Annotated in this window: 10 protein-coding genes and 1 riboswitch; of the genes, 6 read left to right on the top strand and 4 right to left on the bottom strand. The window is 56.6% G+C overall.

What is annotated here, in order from left to right; all coding sequences use genetic code 11:
* Positions 1-539: 539 nt before the first annotated feature.
* Positions 540-3,560: an excinuclease ABC subunit UvrA gene (uvrA, locus tag ACILP3_RS07495; RefSeq protein WP_395616031.1), complete on the bottom strand. Its 3,021-nt coding sequence runs from the start codon at positions 3,558-3,560 to the stop codon at positions 540-542.
* Positions 3,561-3,765: 205 nt separating this feature from the next.
* On the opposite strand from uvrA, the gene ACILP3_RS07490 reads away from it, so the two are divergent.
* Entirely contained in the window at positions 3,766-4,572 is an 807-nt protein-coding gene (locus tag ACILP3_RS07490) for an NUDIX hydrolase (protein WP_395616030.1), read from the top strand.
* Positions 4,573-4,722: 150 nt separating this feature from the next.
* Here the strand turns inward: ACILP3_RS07490 and ACILP3_RS07485 are convergent, their stop codons facing one another.
* Complete coding sequence (locus ACILP3_RS07485; protein WP_395616029.1) at positions 4,723-5,040, bottom strand: 2Fe-2S iron-sulfur cluster-binding protein; 318 nt, start codon at positions 5,038-5,040, stop codon at positions 4,723-4,725.
* A gap of 153 nt (positions 5,041-5,193) precedes the next feature.
* On the opposite strand from ACILP3_RS07485, the gene trxB reads away from it, so the two are divergent.
* Positions 5,194-6,147, top strand: coding sequence for a thioredoxin-disulfide reductase (trxB, locus tag ACILP3_RS07480; RefSeq protein WP_395616028.1), 954 nt, complete (start codon positions 5,194-5,196; stop codon positions 6,145-6,147).
* A 6-nt stretch (positions 6,148-6,153) separates the two neighbouring features.
* On the opposite strand, the gene ACILP3_RS07475 is transcribed toward trxB, so the two are convergent.
* On the bottom strand, positions 6,154-8,226 hold the full coding sequence (locus ACILP3_RS07475; RefSeq protein ID WP_395616027.1) for a malate synthase G: 2,073 nt from the start codon (positions 8,224-8,226) through the stop codon (positions 6,154-6,156).
* Between the two features lie 651 nt (positions 8,227-8,877).
* Positions 8,878-9,015, top strand: a riboswitch (yybP-ykoY riboswitch).
* Between the two features lie 72 nt (positions 9,016-9,087).
* On the opposite strand from ACILP3_RS07475, the gene ACILP3_RS07470 reads away from it, so the two are divergent.
* From ACILP3_RS07470 to ACILP3_RS07460, 3 genes are all read left to right on the top strand, one after another.
* Positions 9,088-9,657 carry a TMEM165/GDT1 family protein gene (locus ACILP3_RS07470; RefSeq protein ID WP_395616034.1) on the top strand — a complete coding sequence of 190 codons (570 nt, stop codon included), beginning with the start codon at positions 9,088-9,090 and terminating at the stop codon, positions 9,655-9,657.
* 46 nt (positions 9,658-9,703) lie between these two features.
* Positions 9,704-10,921: an argininosuccinate synthase gene (locus ACILP3_RS07465; RefSeq protein ID WP_395616026.1), complete on the top strand. Its 1,218-nt coding sequence runs from the start codon at positions 9,704-9,706 to the stop codon at positions 10,919-10,921.
* 80 nt (positions 10,922-11,001) lie between these two features.
* The gene (locus ACILP3_RS07460; RefSeq protein WP_395616025.1) at positions 11,002-12,744 is read left to right on the top strand and encodes an amidohydrolase family protein; all 1,743 of its coding nucleotides are present in this window, start codon (positions 11,002-11,004) and stop codon (positions 12,742-12,744) included.
* A gap of 405 nt (positions 12,745-13,149) precedes the next feature.
* Here the strand turns inward: ACILP3_RS07460 and dnaN are convergent, their stop codons facing one another.
* Positions 13,150-14,265 carry a DNA polymerase III subunit beta gene (dnaN, locus tag ACILP3_RS07455; protein ID WP_395616024.1) on the bottom strand — a complete coding sequence of 372 codons (1,116 nt, stop codon included), beginning with the start codon at positions 14,263-14,265 and terminating at the stop codon, positions 13,150-13,152.
* 142 nt (positions 14,266-14,407) lie between these two features.
* Between dnaN and ACILP3_RS07450 the strand changes: the two genes are divergently transcribed.
* Positions 14,408-15,055 (top strand): histidine phosphatase family protein, encoded by a 648-nt coding sequence (locus ACILP3_RS07450; RefSeq protein ID WP_395616023.1) that lies wholly within the window; start codon positions 14,408-14,410, stop codon positions 15,053-15,055.
* Positions 15,056-15,196: the final 141 nt, after the last annotated feature.

The following is a 15,196-nucleotide window of genomic DNA, read 5'->3' as shown; positions in this document are numbered from 1 at the left end:
CCCACGACAATATCGTCGACCTCTGCTGCGAGGCGTGGAACAAACTCATAGATCAGCCTTGGCGCATTATGACCATCGGCCATCGTAAATGGGCCAGTGAGTTGTGATCAATGCAGGTTGGTATAAGCGCTACCCATTTGAACAAATGCGCCTTCCGGGGTTTTCTGCGCCGCCCATATTCGTCGATCGTGACGACGAAAATCGCGACAGTGACCACGATGAACAGGACACGAAAGATCAATATCCGGGCAATCAATCTCAGTAGCTTGAAATTTGGGCCATCAAGCCAATCCGTAAATCTCTGCTAACTTGCAATGCGCCGAGTTGGCCACAATGTGGCTAAGGTTAACGCCCCCTCCCAAGTGGAGAGGGGCGCATAGTTTTGGCACTCTGCGCGCTCGGCGGGAACGAGAGGTTGCTGGGATATAGTTGCGCAGCAGAAGGGCGACCCAACCGTCGCTTGCCCCACCGTCAGCCGTTCCGGCTGCCACCTCCCCATCGTTCTTCGACAGGCTCAGGATCGATAGGGAGGATTTGCGTTACGTCGCCTTTTCCAACATCGGCTTCAAATAATGCCCGGTATAGCTCGCCGCGACCTTAACTACATCTTCCGGCGTGCCTTCGGCGACGATTTCGCCGCCCTTCACGCCGCCTTCGGGGCCCAAGTCGATGATCCAGTCTGCCGTCTTAATGACGTCGAGATTATGTTCGATGACCACCACGCTATTGCCCTGTTCCACCAAACGGTGGAGCACTTCGAGGAGTTTGCGGACATCTTCGAAATGCAGGCCAGTGGTGGGCTCGTCTAGGATATACAGCGTCTGGCCCGTGGAACGGCGGCTGAGTTCCTTGGCGAGTTTGACGCGTTGCGCTTCGCCGCCCGATAGGGTCGTTGCCTGTTGCCCGACCTTGACATAGCCCAAGCCAACCTCGGCCAGCATCGCCATTTTGTCGCGGATCGGGGGGACGGCCTTGAATGTTTCCACCGCGTCCTCCACCGTCATGTCGAGCACGTCGGCGATGGAGAGGCCCTTCCACTTAACCTCCAATGTTTCGCGGTTGTAGCGTTTGCCGTTGCATTCCTCGCACGTCACATAGACGTCGGGCAGGAAGTGCATCTCGATCTTGATCAGGCCATCGCCGCTGCATGTTTCGCAACGCCCGCCCTTGACGTTGAAGCTGAAACGCCCCGGCTTGTACCCGCGCGCGGCGCTTTCGGGCAATTGCGCGAACCAGTCGCGGATGTTGGTGAACGCGCCGGTATAGGTTGCCGGGTTCGAACGCGGGGTGCGGCCAATCGGGGATTGGTCGATGTCGATCACCTTGTCGCAATGTTCCAGACCCGTGACCTTGTCATGTGCGCCCGCAATGACGCGCGCGCCGTTTAAGGACCGTGCGGCAGAGGCGTAGAGCGTGTCGATGGTGAAACTTGACTTGCCGGAGCCCGACACGCCGGTGATGCAACAGAATGTGCCCAGAGGAATGCTGGCGGTGACATTTTTCAGATTGTTGGCGCGGGCGTTGTGGACGGTCAGCTTCTTCTTATTGCCCTTGCGCCGTGTCTTGGGCATCGCAATCTCCCGCGTGCCATTGAGGTACGCGGCGGTCAGGCTGTCTTTCGATTTCAGAATGTGCTTCAACGTCCCTTCGGCCATGACCGTGCCGCCATGGACGCCAGCGCCGGGGCCCAAGTCCACGACCCAGTCGGCGGTGCGGATCGCGTCTTCGTCATGTTCAACCACGATGACGGTGTTGCCCAAATCGCGCAAGCGGCGCAGCGTGGCGAGCAGGCGGTCATTGTCTTTCTGGTGCAAGCCGATGCTGGGCTCATCAAGCACATAGAGCACGCCCGACAGGCCGCTGCCGATCTGGCTGGCCAAGCGGATGCGCTGGCTCTCCCCGCCGGACAAGGTGCCGCTGGTGCGGTCGAGGTTGAGATAATCCAGCCCGACATTGTTGAGGAAGCCCAACCGTTCGTTGATTTCCTTCAGGATCGCTTTGGCAATTTGCTGCTGCTGATTGGTCAATGTCTGGTCAACGTTGCCGAACCAGACCAAAGCGTCGCCCACGCTCATGCGGGTCGGCGTGGCGATGTCGACGCCGGCGATTTTGACGCTAAGGGCTTCGGGCTTCAACCGCGCGCCGTGGCAAGTCTCGCAGGGTTGCGACGTTTGGTATTTCGACAATTCTTCGCGCATCCACGCGCTGTCGGTTTGCAGCAAGCGGCGGTTGAGATTGCCGATGACGCCCTCAAACGCCTTGCGCACGGTATATTCCTTGCGCCCGTCCTTAAACGTCAGCTCCACCGCCATGCCGCCCGTGCCATGCAGGATGATGAGCTTTTGTTCCGGAGCCAAATCTTCCCATGTGGACTCAAGGCTGAAGCCATAAGCTTTGGCGAGGCTGGATAGCACTTGCATATAATATGGGCTGGGCGGGTTGGACTTCGCCCAAGGCACAATCGCGCCCTTTTTTAAGGACAGATGTTCGTTGGGGACCACCAGTTGCGGGTCAAATTCTTGCCGCTCGCCAAGGCCATCGCAATCAGGACAGGCGCCTTGCGGGGCGTTGAACGAGAATAAACGCGGCGCGATTTCGGCAATGGTGAAACCGGACACAGGGCAAGCGAATTTTTCTGAGAACACAATGCGGTTGGCAGGCAGGCCAGTGCCTTTGAGGTTCCCCTCCCGCTTGCGGGAGGGGTTAGGGGAGGGTGAATCCGAGTTGTCGTCGCTTGCTTGCCCTCCCGCTTGCGGGAGGGGAGAGAAGGTCGCGCGGGCTTCGCCAAATGCGGTTGGCACATGATCGGGGTTGCTACTCGCCAATTCCGCAACCGTGGTGTCCGCCAGATCTACAAAGGCCAAGCCATCGGCCAGCTTCAACGCTGCCTCAAAACTCTCGGCCAACCGTTGCTGAATACCATCCTTGACGACAATACGGTCAACGACAACTTCAATGTCATGCTTATATTTCTTGTCGAGCGCGGGCGCTTCTTCAATTGCGTAGAGTTCGCCGTCGATGCGCACGCGGGTGTAGCCCGAACGCTGCCATTCGGCGAGTTCCTTGCGATATTCGCCCTTGCGGCCTTGGACGACGGGCGCGAGCAAGAAGGCGCGCGTGCCTTCGGGCAATGCCATTACACGGTCGACCATTTGGCTGACCGTTTGCGCGGTGATTGGTAGGCCAGTCGCGGGCGAATAAGGCACACCCACACGCGCCCAGAGCAAGCGCATATAATCGTAAATTTCGGTCACCGTGGCCACCGTCGAACGCGGGTTGCGGCTGGTCGTTTTCTGCTCGATGGAGATTGCAGGGGATAGCCCCTCAATATGCTCGACATCGGGCTTCTGCATCATCTCCAGAAACTGACGGGCATAAGCGGAGAGGGATTCGACGTAGCGGCGCTGCCCCTCGGCATAAATGGTGTCGAACGCGAGGCTGGACTTGCCGGAACCCGAAAGCCCAGTGATAACGATGAGCTTGTCGCGCGGCAGGTCGATATCGATGCCCTTGAGATTATGCTCGCGCGCACCGCGCACCTTGATGTGGGTGAGTGACATGGTTCAGCTTGTTCCAGATTTGTTCTAAAAGCGCAAGTGCGCGCGTTGTTTTGGAAGTGGGCTAAAATTCATCGAATTTCAAGCTAGGCTTTTGCCTTAGCCTAAGCCGTGAACTGATGTCGGTGCATCATCAGCCACGACGCAGCCATGACGATGGGTTGATTTTCCGCTTCTAACCTGTGTGAAAGCATGCTTGAGTGAATGCATGGAAACTGAACTGCGCAATCATCCGATCAGCGGCGAACCGCTACCCGTCGCGACACCGGCGGCAACAATGGTCATTTTTCGGCAGAACCCGAATGGAGGCGCGCCGTTATTGTTGATGGTCGAGCGGATCAAGGCGATGGCCTTTGCCGGCGGCGCTGCGGTCTTCCCCGGCGGCAAGGTTGACCCTGCCGATTTTGATTATGCGCAGATGTTGGGTTCGGGACTGTCGCTGAATGAAACGGCTGCAAGGCTGGCGGCTATCCGCGAAACGATTGAAGAGGCCGGATTAGCGCTTGGTCTATCGGGTGTTTCGGACGCTGCGAACTGCATCGATGCTCGCGCCGCGTTGCATGATGGGCAAAGCCTGCAAGCGGTGTGCAACCGCTTTGGCTGGGCACCGGATTTGGAACAGCTCGTGCCGTGGTCGCGCTGGCGTCCGCCCGCCCATGAAAATGCCAGCCGCGTTTTTGACACGCGTTTCTATTTGGTGGATGCAGGCGACACTACGCCGCTCGCAACCGTTGACCAGACCGAAAACCGTATGCTGTTTTGGGCAACCGCTGCCGAGGTTCTAGAAAAAGCCGACAAAAGCGAGGTGAAGATCATCTTCCCCACGCGGCGCAATTTGGAACGGCTGGCTATGTTTGGTGACTTTGACGCGGCTGCCGCCCATGCGGCGGAACATCCCGTGTCGACGGTGCTGACCTATATCGACAAACGCGCAGACGGAAGCTGGCTATGCATCCCCGACGGCCATGGTTATCCTGTCATACAGGAACCGCTCGGCAGCGCCATGCGGGGGTGAGCGTTGCTGAGAGGCGTTTTTGGCGAAAGCCCGTGACATTCACCGTCACCCTGAACTTTTTTCAGGGTCCATCTATCCTCTCGGGCTCCGGGCGTGCTGCACGATAGACCCTGAAACAAGTTCAGGGTGACGCAGTGGGAATATACAAATTCAATCCTCAGGCGCAATCGTTACGATTAAGCCATTAAGGGCATCGCTGACGGGGATCTGGCACGACAGGCGTGAGGTGTCGTTGCGGTGATCGGTGCTGTCGAGCAAGTCGTCTTCGTCGGCGCTCATTTTCGGCAGACGATCGGTAAAGGCAGGGTCGATGTGCACATGGCACGTCGCGCAGGAGCAGCAGCCGCCGCACAAAGCGAGCAATTCGTCAAAACCATTGTCGCGGATCACTTCCATAAGCGACAGGCCGTTTTCAGCCTCGACTTCGCGACCTTCGCCGTTACGTGAAATAATCGTGACTTTGGTCATGAACTGTCCCTCTATTCTGAATGTTGACGGACTGATAGTTTGCACCTGCGGACATGTGAAGCCCTAATTTAATGGGGATAAGTCAGGTGCCGCCCTTGGCCAGCGCAGCGCCAGCGCCTATGATTCCAGCCAACAGAATCAGAAAGACAATATATGACCGAAAATCGCCATGCCCCTGTTATCATCATCGGTTCCGGCCCTGCGGGATATACCGCCGCCGTTTACGCCGCGCGCGCGAACCTGACGCCGATGATGATCACAGGTGTTGAAGTTGGCGGGCAATTGATGACAACGACTGAAGTCGATAATTGGCCCGGCGATGATGCGGGTGTCATGGGCCCTGAATTGATGGAGCGGATGCGCAAACATGCCGAACGTTTTGGCACGCGCATTGAAAATGACTATATCGAGAAAGTCGATTTTTCGAAGCGGCCATTTGTGCTGACCGGTGGGGTAGGTGATTATACCGCAGACTCCGTCATCATTGCGACAGGCGCAAGCGCGCAATATCTCGGACTGCCAAGCGAAACGGCGTTCATGGGCAAGGGCGTATCGGCTTGTGCCACGTGTGACGGCTTCTTCTACCGAAACAAGCCAGTTGCCGTAATTGGCGGCGGCAATACGGCGGTGGAAGAGGCGTTATATCTTGCCAATATCGCCAGCCATGTGACCTTGGTCCACCGCCGCGACAAGTTGAAGGCGGAGAAAATTCTGCAAGACCGCCTGTTCGCGCGTGAAGCAGAGGGCAAGGTCACGATTAAGTGGAACCACCGTTTGGATGAAGTCTTGGGTGATGCGATGGGCGTCACTGGGATGCGCATCGCCGCGACCGATGGCGACGGCACCGAAGATATCGAATTGCATGGCGTGTTCATCGCCATTGGGCACAAGCCCAACACCGGCATTTTTGAAGGGCATCTTGATATGGCAGGCGGCTATATCAAAGTGCGCGGCGGGTTCGAAGGACAAGCAACCGAAACGAGCGTCCCGGGCGTGTTTGCCTGCGGCGATGTGATGGACCATATCTACCGCCAAGCCTGCACGAGCGCCGGCACCGGCTGCATGGCCGCATTGGATGCCGAAAGGTTCATCGACGCGGTTGCTTAGGACGCGTCAGCTTTTCGCTTTCTTCTCCTGCCGGAATTTATGCAGCAGCGGCTCGGTATAGCCATTGGGTTGCATGACGCCTTCAAAAATCAAAGCGCGGGCGGCTTTTAGCGCAAGGCTCGCTCCGTCTAGCTTTTCGTAGAGCGGATCGCCCGCATTTTGGGCGTCGACCTTGGCTGCCATCTTGGCCAGCGCCGCGTCCACCTGCGCCTCGGTCGCAATGCCGTGCAGCAGCCAGTTGGCGATATGCTGCGACGAAATACGCAGCGTGGCGCGGTCCTCCATCAGGCCGATGTCATGAATGTCAGGGACTTTGGAACAGCCAACGCCTTGGTCAATCCAGCGCACAACATAGCCCAATATACCTTGCGCGTTGTTCTCCAGCTCTTGCGCCACATCCTCGGCCGACCAGTTATGACCAACGGGGGCGACGGGAATGGTCAGCAGCGGATCCAGCCCCGGCGTTGCTTCCTTGGCAAGTTCCGCCTGTCGGGCAAATACGTCGAACTGGTGATAATGCATGGCGTGCAATGTCGCCGCCGTGGGTGATGGCACCCATGCGGTATTCGCGCCAGCCTTGGGATGACCGATTTTCTGCACCATCATGTCCGCCATCATGTCGGGCGCGGCCCACATGCCCTTGCCGATCTGCGCCTTGCCGCTGAGGCCGCAGGCAAGGCCGATTTGGACATTGCGGGCTTCATAAGCTTGAATCCAAGATGAGGTTTTCATCTCGGCTTTGCGGATCATCGGGCCCGCATGCATCGCTGTGTGCATTTCGTCACCGGTGCGATCTAGAAAGCCGGTGTTGATGAACACAATACGGTCGCGGACCGCGTGAATACAGGCGGCAAGGTTCGCGCTGGTGCGGCGTTCTTCGTCCATGACGCCAACCTTGATGGTATGACGGGTGAGGCCAAGCACATCTTCGACCGCATCGAACAGGTCGTTGGTAAACGCCGCTTCTTCGGGGCCGTGCATTTTGGGTTTGACGATATAGATGCTGCCCGCGCGGCTATTGCGATGCGTGCCAAGCCCCTTGAGGTCATGCAGCGCGCAGAGCGATGTGAACACAGCGTCGAGTATGCCCTCTGGCGCTTCGCTCCCGTCGGCTAGCAATATGGCCGGATTGGTCATCAGATGCCCGACATTGCGGACAAACATCAGGCTGCGGCCAGCAAGCGTCAGCCCGTCATAAACGCGGTCTGGTTCAAGCGCGCGGGTGACGGTCTTGCCACCTTTGTCAAAGCTGGCGACCAGATCGCCGCGCATGAGGCCAAGCCAGTTGGTGTAAGCGGCCACCTTGTCATCAGCATCTACCGCTGCGACGGAGTCTTCCAAATCGATGATCGTCGTCAGTGCGGATTCCAGGATGACGTCGGCAATGTGCAATGCATCGGTGGCGCCTACGGGATGTTGCGGATTGACTAATATTTCGATGTACAGGCCATGATGTTTGAACAAATAACGCGTGGTGTCATTTGTTTGCGTCTTTGCCACGAAATAGGCATTGTCACCGCCAGCTAAAGCCGCCTGCCAACCGGGAATGGCCTCATCAAGAAAATGACGCGCATAAGCAACGACTGCGTCGCCACGGTCCGTGTCATAGCCACCGGGCCGTGCGGTGGGTGCCGGAAGGGCGTCGGTCCCGTAAAGCGCATCATATAAGCTGCCCCAGCGCGCATTGGCAGCATTGAGAACGAAGCGATCATTGAGGCTTGGTACCACAAGCTGTGGCCCAGCCATTGTTGCGATTTCGGCATCGACATTTTGCGTGCCAATGCGGAAAGGCGCAGGTTCGGGGACCAGATAGCCAATTTCGCGCAAAAAGGCTTGATAGCCTGCCATGTCCGTGATGGGGCCGGGATTGGCGCGGTGCCACGCATCCAATTTGGCCTGAATCGCATCGCGCTTGGCCAACAGCATCCGGTTTTGGGGCACAAAGCGACCAAGAATATCAGATAGGCCCTGCCAGAGAGCATCGGCAGCGACGCCTGTGCCGACAAGGGCATATTTCTCGATAAATTCGGCGAGCTGCTCGGCAACCCGAATTCCGGCACGCAGTGTATAATTGGTCATAATCTGGCTCCAGTAAAAACGGCGCCTGGGGAGATTCTTATCGTTGCGCTTCCCCTAACGGGTGTTGCCCATCGACAAAAGGAAAAAACAGGGCTGGCCGTTAATTCGGTGGCGCGTCTTGAATTGGCCATGAAATCCAAGAAGCATCGGTTGAGAAACCCATCGGGGCTGAAGAACTTCGAAGTGCCAACTGGGCTGGGGACGTAAAATCTTGCACGGCAATGTGTAAAATCGGTGATTACTTCTTGACCGCAGGCAACTGCATGACGAAGGATATAATGATTATACCAAAGGTTATAGTTTTTTGATTTCGCATTCCCTCGCTGGGCTGCTTTTGCGCGTTTTTGCAAGGCCTCGGCTCTTTCAGGGTTTCTCCTTTCGGGCGTGCTGAGAATCTGACTGTAACATCGGGCTCAACAATAGGTTTGCAGGACTGCACGTTAATGGAATCAAGGGTCATCATTGCATATACGATCTGCGCCGTAGTGGCATCTATGCTGGCGTTCGCATATGGCCGTTACGCCCACAAAAAGAAGCGGCATAAGCTTCGGCAAATGGGACGGGGCAAAAACGCACCTATTGCACGCGACGGGAACATGAACCGATCGGAATAGGTTCCGCTTGAATCTTTAGGTGCTTCACATTAGAGGCGCGACAGTCATCTGGGGAGTAGCCAGTCGTTCCACCCGAACGAGACATGTATCAACATATTTGGCCGAGAGGTCATGGTGCATGTGGGGCCACAGGGTCGAAAAAGATCCCGTGGTTCAAGGCGAGACCAATGGCATCGGTTATCCGTTCCGGTCGGGCGGGGTGGCCGGTGGCATTGCGTCGAAAAACTGCCTGACCCGGGATAGTTTCATGGAAGTCTTTTTTACGTCCACTTTGCTGGTCGCTGTTGCGGAAATTGGCGACAAGACCATGCTTTTGGCAATATTACTTGCCACCCGTTTCAAAAAACCCATCCCGGTGATCGCAGGCATATTCATCGCCACTATCATCAATCATGCCCTTGCCGCATGGGCGGGCAGCGCGCTTGCGGCAATCTTTATGAGCGACATCTTCGGCTATGCTGTTGCGATAGGTTTCATCCTGATGGCGGCTTGGACACTTATTCCCGACAAGGTGGACGACAATATCAAAGTGGCATCGCAACGCGGTGCATTTGTTGCGACCGCCATCGCTTTTTTCTTAGTTGAAATGGGCGACAAAACGCAGGTCGCGACGATAGCGCTGGGCGCGCAATATCATGCCGTTTGGGCGGTTGCCGCCGGGACCACCTTGGGCATGATGATCGCCAATGTGCCAGCGGTTTATCTGGGCGAGAGGCTGGTGGCGAAAATTTCGCTGCGTATGGTGCATATCATCGCCGCTGCAATGTTCCTCCTTCTGGGGATTTGGCAGTTGTGGGAGTTGTCGAGCCGCGCCTAAGCTGTTAGGCGCGCCGCAGATATTTTAGCTTCGGAACCAAAGTGACATGACAGACAGCATCAAGAAAGTCGTTCTTGCTTATTCGGGTGGTCTCGACACCAGCGTCATCCTGAAATGGCTTCAGGTAGAATATGGCTGCGAAGTCGTAACCTTCACCGCGGACTTAGGCCAAGGTGAAGAACTCGAACCTGCGCGCGCGAAGGCGGTGCTGATGGGCGTGCCCGACCATCATATTTATATTGATGATCTGCGCGAAGAATTCGTCCGCGACTTCGTCTTTCCGATGATGCGTGCCAATGCCCGCTATGAAGGCGACTATTTATTGGGCACGTCGATTGCGCGGCCGTTGATTTCGAAACGGTTGATTGAGATTGCGGCGGAAACCGGCGCTGATGCCATTGCGCACGGCGCGACGGGCAAGGGCAATGACCAAGTGCGTTTCGAGCTGTCAGCTTATGCGCTCAATCCCGATATCAAGGTTATCGCCCCTTGGCGCGAATGGGACCTGACGAGCCGCACCCGCCTGATTGAATGGGCCGAACAACATCAGATTCCTGTACCCAAGGACAAGCGCGGCGAAAGCCCGTTTTCAACCGACGCCAATTTGCTGCACACCTCGTCTGAGGGCAAAGTGCTTGAAGATCCGTGGGATGAAACGCCCGATTATGTCTATTCGCGCACGGTCAATCCCGAAGACGCGCCCGACACGCCGGAATATATCACCGTCGATTTTGAAAAAGGCGACGGTGTTGCGCTGAATGGTGAAGCCATGTCGCCTGCGACCTTGCTGGCGGCGTTGAATGAACTGGGCCGCAGACATGGCATTGGCCGGCTTGATCTGGTCGAAAACCGTTTCGTTGGTATGAAATCGCGCGGCATGTATGAAACGCCGGGCGGTGAGATTTACGCGCGTGCCCATCGCGGCATCGAAAGCATCACCTTGGACCGCGGCGCGGCGCATCTCAAAGATGAACTGATGCCGAAATATGCCGAACTGATTTACAACGGCTTCTGGTTCTCGCCAGAGCGCGAAATGTTGCAAGCCGCGATAGACCATAGCCAAGTGCATGTGTCGGGCACTGTGCGCCTGAAGCTTTACAAGGGCCTTGCAAGCGTGGTTGGACGCAAATCGCCAAACAGCCTGTATAGCGAAAAGGTTGTGACGTTCGAAGACGATGCTGGTGCTTATGATCAGAAGGATGCAGCAGGCTTTATCAAGCTGAACGCGCTGCGCTTGCGTTTGCTGGCTGGACGTAAAGGGTAAATCTGCCGGTACAGCGACGCAAAGGTTCAATTGCCTGATGAATGCTGATAGGCTCCCTTCAAAGATTAAGGAGAGTCGACATGCATGATCTGGTTATTCGGGGCGGAACCGTAGTTGATGGCACGGGCGCGGCGCGTTTTGTGGCCGATGTCGCGGTGGATGGCGGCGTGATTACCGCCGTTGGTCAAATCAGTGCATCGGGCCGCGAAGAAATTGATGCGACCGGTAAGGTCGTCGCCCCCGGATTTGTCGACATTCACACTCATTATGATGGCCAAGCGACATGGGACAGCGAAATGGCGCCCTCCAGCTGGCATGGCGTCACGACCGTGGTCATGGGCAATTGCGGCGTTGGCTTTGCCCCTGCAAAGAAAGACAAGCATGACTGGCTCATCGGCCTGATGGAGGGTGTCGAAGACATACCCGGCACGGCTCTGGCCGAAGGCATGAAGTGGGATTGGGAGAGTTTTCCTGATTATTTAGATGCGCTGGAACGCCGCCCGCGCACCATCGATATTGGCACGCAAGTTCCGCATGGCGCGTTGCGTGCCTTTGTCATGGGACAGCGCGGGGCGGATAATGAGGAGCCAACCGAAGCAGACATCGCCGAAATGGCGCGGCTGGTGGAGGAAGGCTTGCGCGCAGGGGCTTTGGGCTTTTCCACCTCACGCACGGTGTTGCATAAATCGGTTGATGGCGAACTTGTCCCCGGGACCACGGCGACCGAACCCGAACTGGTGGGTATTGGCCGCGCCATGGGTAAGGTTGGACATGGGGTGTTTGAGCTAACCACCGATTTCTTGGAAGAATGGAACGAGTTCGGCTGGATGGGTCGGTTAAGCCGCGAGACAGGGCTGCCCATCGCCTTCACCATGTTGCAGTCGCCCATCAAGCAAATGCCGTGGACCGAGCAAATGGCAGGGATGCGCAACGCCAATGACAATGGGGCCAATCTGGTCGCGGCGATTGGCCTGCGCGGTATCGGCGTCATCATGAACTGGCGCGGCACGGTGCACCCATTTATGCGCAAGCCAAGCTGGCAGAAAATTGCAGGACTGTCATGGGATGAACAGAAGGCAAAACTGTCCGACCCGGCGTTCAAGGCTATGATGCTCGCGGAGGACAATTTGCCGCCGCCGTCGGTTGATATGGCCCCATTCTTCATGCTGGTTACCGCCGCTTGGGCCATGCAATTCCCGCTGGGCGATGGTTTTAGCTATGAACCCACACGCGAAGAAAGCATCTTTGGCTTTGCACAGGCTGCAGGCAAAGAAAGCGCCGAATATGCCTATGACCAGTTGATGGCCGACGACGGGAACGGCATGATTTACCTGCCGATATTGAACTATATGGATGGCAATTTGGATTTCACCAAAGAACTGCTCCAGCGTGACGATATCGTCGCATCGCTGTCCGACGGCGGCGCACATTGCGGGACAATTTGCGACGCGGCGTCGCCGACATTCCTGCTGTGCTATTGGGCGCGCGACCGTAAAGCCGGAACAATACCGCTCGAGCTGGCCGTCAAGCGGCAATGCCACGACACCGCGCGGCTATATGGGCTGAATGATCGCGGCGTGCTGAAGCCCGGCTATCTTGCGGACATCAACGTGATCGACTTTGACACGCTGAACTTGCAAAAACCGTGGTTGGCTTTTGATTTGCCTGCTGGCGGTAAGCGCTTGCTGCAAAAGGCGACAGGTTATGTCGCGACGATAAAATCGGGTGTGGTAACATTCCGTAATGGTACCATGACCGGCGCGTTGCCGGGCATCGTAGTGCGCGGCCCGCAGAGCATCGATATGGCGGAAGCGGCGGAATAACCCCTTGAGGGGATTGTGACGCTGCAAATATTAAGACCCTGAAACGAGTTCAGGGTGACGATTAGGGGATTAGGGGCAGTTCTGCCCGCCACGTCATGCCGCCCACCCGCAACGTCATGCTGAACTCGTTTCAGCATCTTAGTAAACGCCCGTTGTGTCGAGCCAAGTCGAGAAACCCCTCTCAGCGTCCTCTGCGTGAGTCCATTTTTTGCACGCAGAGGCGCAGAGGACGAAGAGTGTGATGATGGCGGAAGCGGCGGAGTGACGGCAGGCGGAAAGTAAGACCCTGAAACGAGTTCAGGGTGACGGCGAACGGAAACAGCCGTTCTCCGCAAAGTCATGCTGTCCAGCTGCCGCGTCATGCTGAACGTGTTTCAGCATCTTAATTTTTAACGGTCAGTCCAATTACACCCGCATCGGCATCAGAACATACAACGCCGCTGACTTGTCATTCTCACGGATTAAGGTTGGTGCGCTGGCGTCGGCCAAGTGCAGCTCAACCACATCGCCTTCGATTTCACCCAATATGTCCATCAAATAGCGGGCGTTGAAGCCGATTTCGAAACCATCGCTGCTATATTGGCCGGAGACTTCTTCCGCCGCCGTGCCGTTTTCGGGGCTGGTGACAGACAAGGTGATTTTGTCCTGATCCAGTGCCATTTTGACGGCGCGGGTTTTTTCTGTGGCGATGGTCGCGACGCGGTCGACGCCTTGTGAAAATGCCTTGGGGTCGATGCGCAGCAATTTGTCATTCGCGGTTGGAATGACGCGGCTATAATCGGGGAAGGTGCCGTCGATCAGCTTTGATGTCAGGATGACGCTATCAAAGGTGAAGCGGATTTTGCTGGCCGACAGGTCGATCTGGATGACATTGTCGCCGCTTTCGTCGAGCAGCTTGCGGATTTCGGCAACGCATTTGCGTGGCACGATGATGTCGGGCATATTTTCTGCGCCAGCAGGGCGGGGCAGGGTCACGCGCGCCAAACGGTGGCCATCGGTCGCTGCGGCTTTCAAAACGGGCTCCGCATCGTCGGTGACGTGCAGGAAAATCCCGTTGAGATAATAACGTGTTTCTTCGGTCGAAATCGCAAAGCGCGTTTTATCGATGATCTGGATCAGCGAACTTGCAGGGATTTCAAACGATGTTGGCAAGTCACCTTCGGCAATTGTCGGGAAATCCTCACGTGGAAGTGTCGCGAGCGAGAAACGGGCGCGGCCAGCGTTGACGGCCATGCGACCATCGGCGGCATGCAATTGCACTTGCGAACCATCGGGCAATTTGCGCGCGATTTCGAACAAGGTGTGCGCGGAAACCGTGGTTGCGCCGGGGGTTTCGACATCAGCGGCAAAGGTTTCAACGACCTGCAAATCAAGGTCGGTGGCGGTCAGCTTGATCTTGCCGCCTTCGCTTGCTTCGATAAGGACATTGGACAATATGGGTATGGTGTTGCGCCGCTCCACTACGGACTGGACGTGGCTCAGGCTTTTCAGCAGGGTCGCGCGTTCGATCGTGGCTCTCATTCAAATTCCCCTTGTCTGGCCGGATCGTCTGCAAACCAGCCAAGAAACTCTATTTCTATACATAATCTTCCATAACCGCTTTGACCGTTAGGGCAAGCCGATAGCTTTTGCCTCTATCAATATCCTGTGGAATAAGGGCGATATGGACATTTCAACAAACAATCGACGGCTTTTCATCGCGCGGCATGGGGAGACAGTGTTTAACAAAGTGGCACGGATGCAAGGCCAGGCCGAATTGCATACGCCGCTGACGTGGGAGGGGTGCATTCAGGCGCGCGATATGGGCCGTGCGTTGGCGGAATATCTGGGGGCGGATACAAGGCCGCAGCTTTGGTCATCCACCGCAGGCCGCGCGCTGCAAACGCTTGCGTTGATTGCGGAGGAAATTGACGCGGATTGGCACGAGACCAACCGCGACGACCGTTTGCTTGAAATCGACGTCGGACGTTGGTCAAGCCGGACCTATGCTGAAATATCTGCTGAAATCGGCCCCATAGTTGATATCGAGCATAAATTGTTTTCGGTTCGGCCCGAGGGCGGTGAATATTATGAAGATGTGGCGCAGCGTCTGTCGCACTGGCTTGGCGCATTGCCCTTTGATCAGGATATGCTGATTATCTGCCACGGCATGACCGCGCGGGTGCTGCGCGGGTTGCTGCTTGGGATCGAACCGATGGCGCAGTTCGGCGCGCCGATCGCACCCAGCCTGGCACAAGGGAGCATGGTCATGATCCGCGACGGTGTCGAAGCTTTGGTCATCGATGGCAGCGGGCAGGGCGAGCGCGCGTGAAATAGCCGCAGAGCGTATTGTCGATACAGATAATTTTCATGGCGCGCTTAGTGCCATTGCCGCTGCTGCCTTGAGGTACATTCAAATTTAAAATCGCGTTAAAGCCGAATTGACTCACTGGAACGGCGCAGGTCTGTTACA

This window comes from Sphingorhabdus sp., from assembly GCF_044239665.1.
In the GTDB taxonomy this organism is placed as follows: Bacteria; Pseudomonadota; Alphaproteobacteria; order Sphingomonadales; family Sphingomonadaceae; genus Sphingorhabdus_B.
The sequence above is the reverse complement of the archived record's forward strand: the minus strand, read 5'-3'. Positions and strand labels throughout refer to the sequence as shown.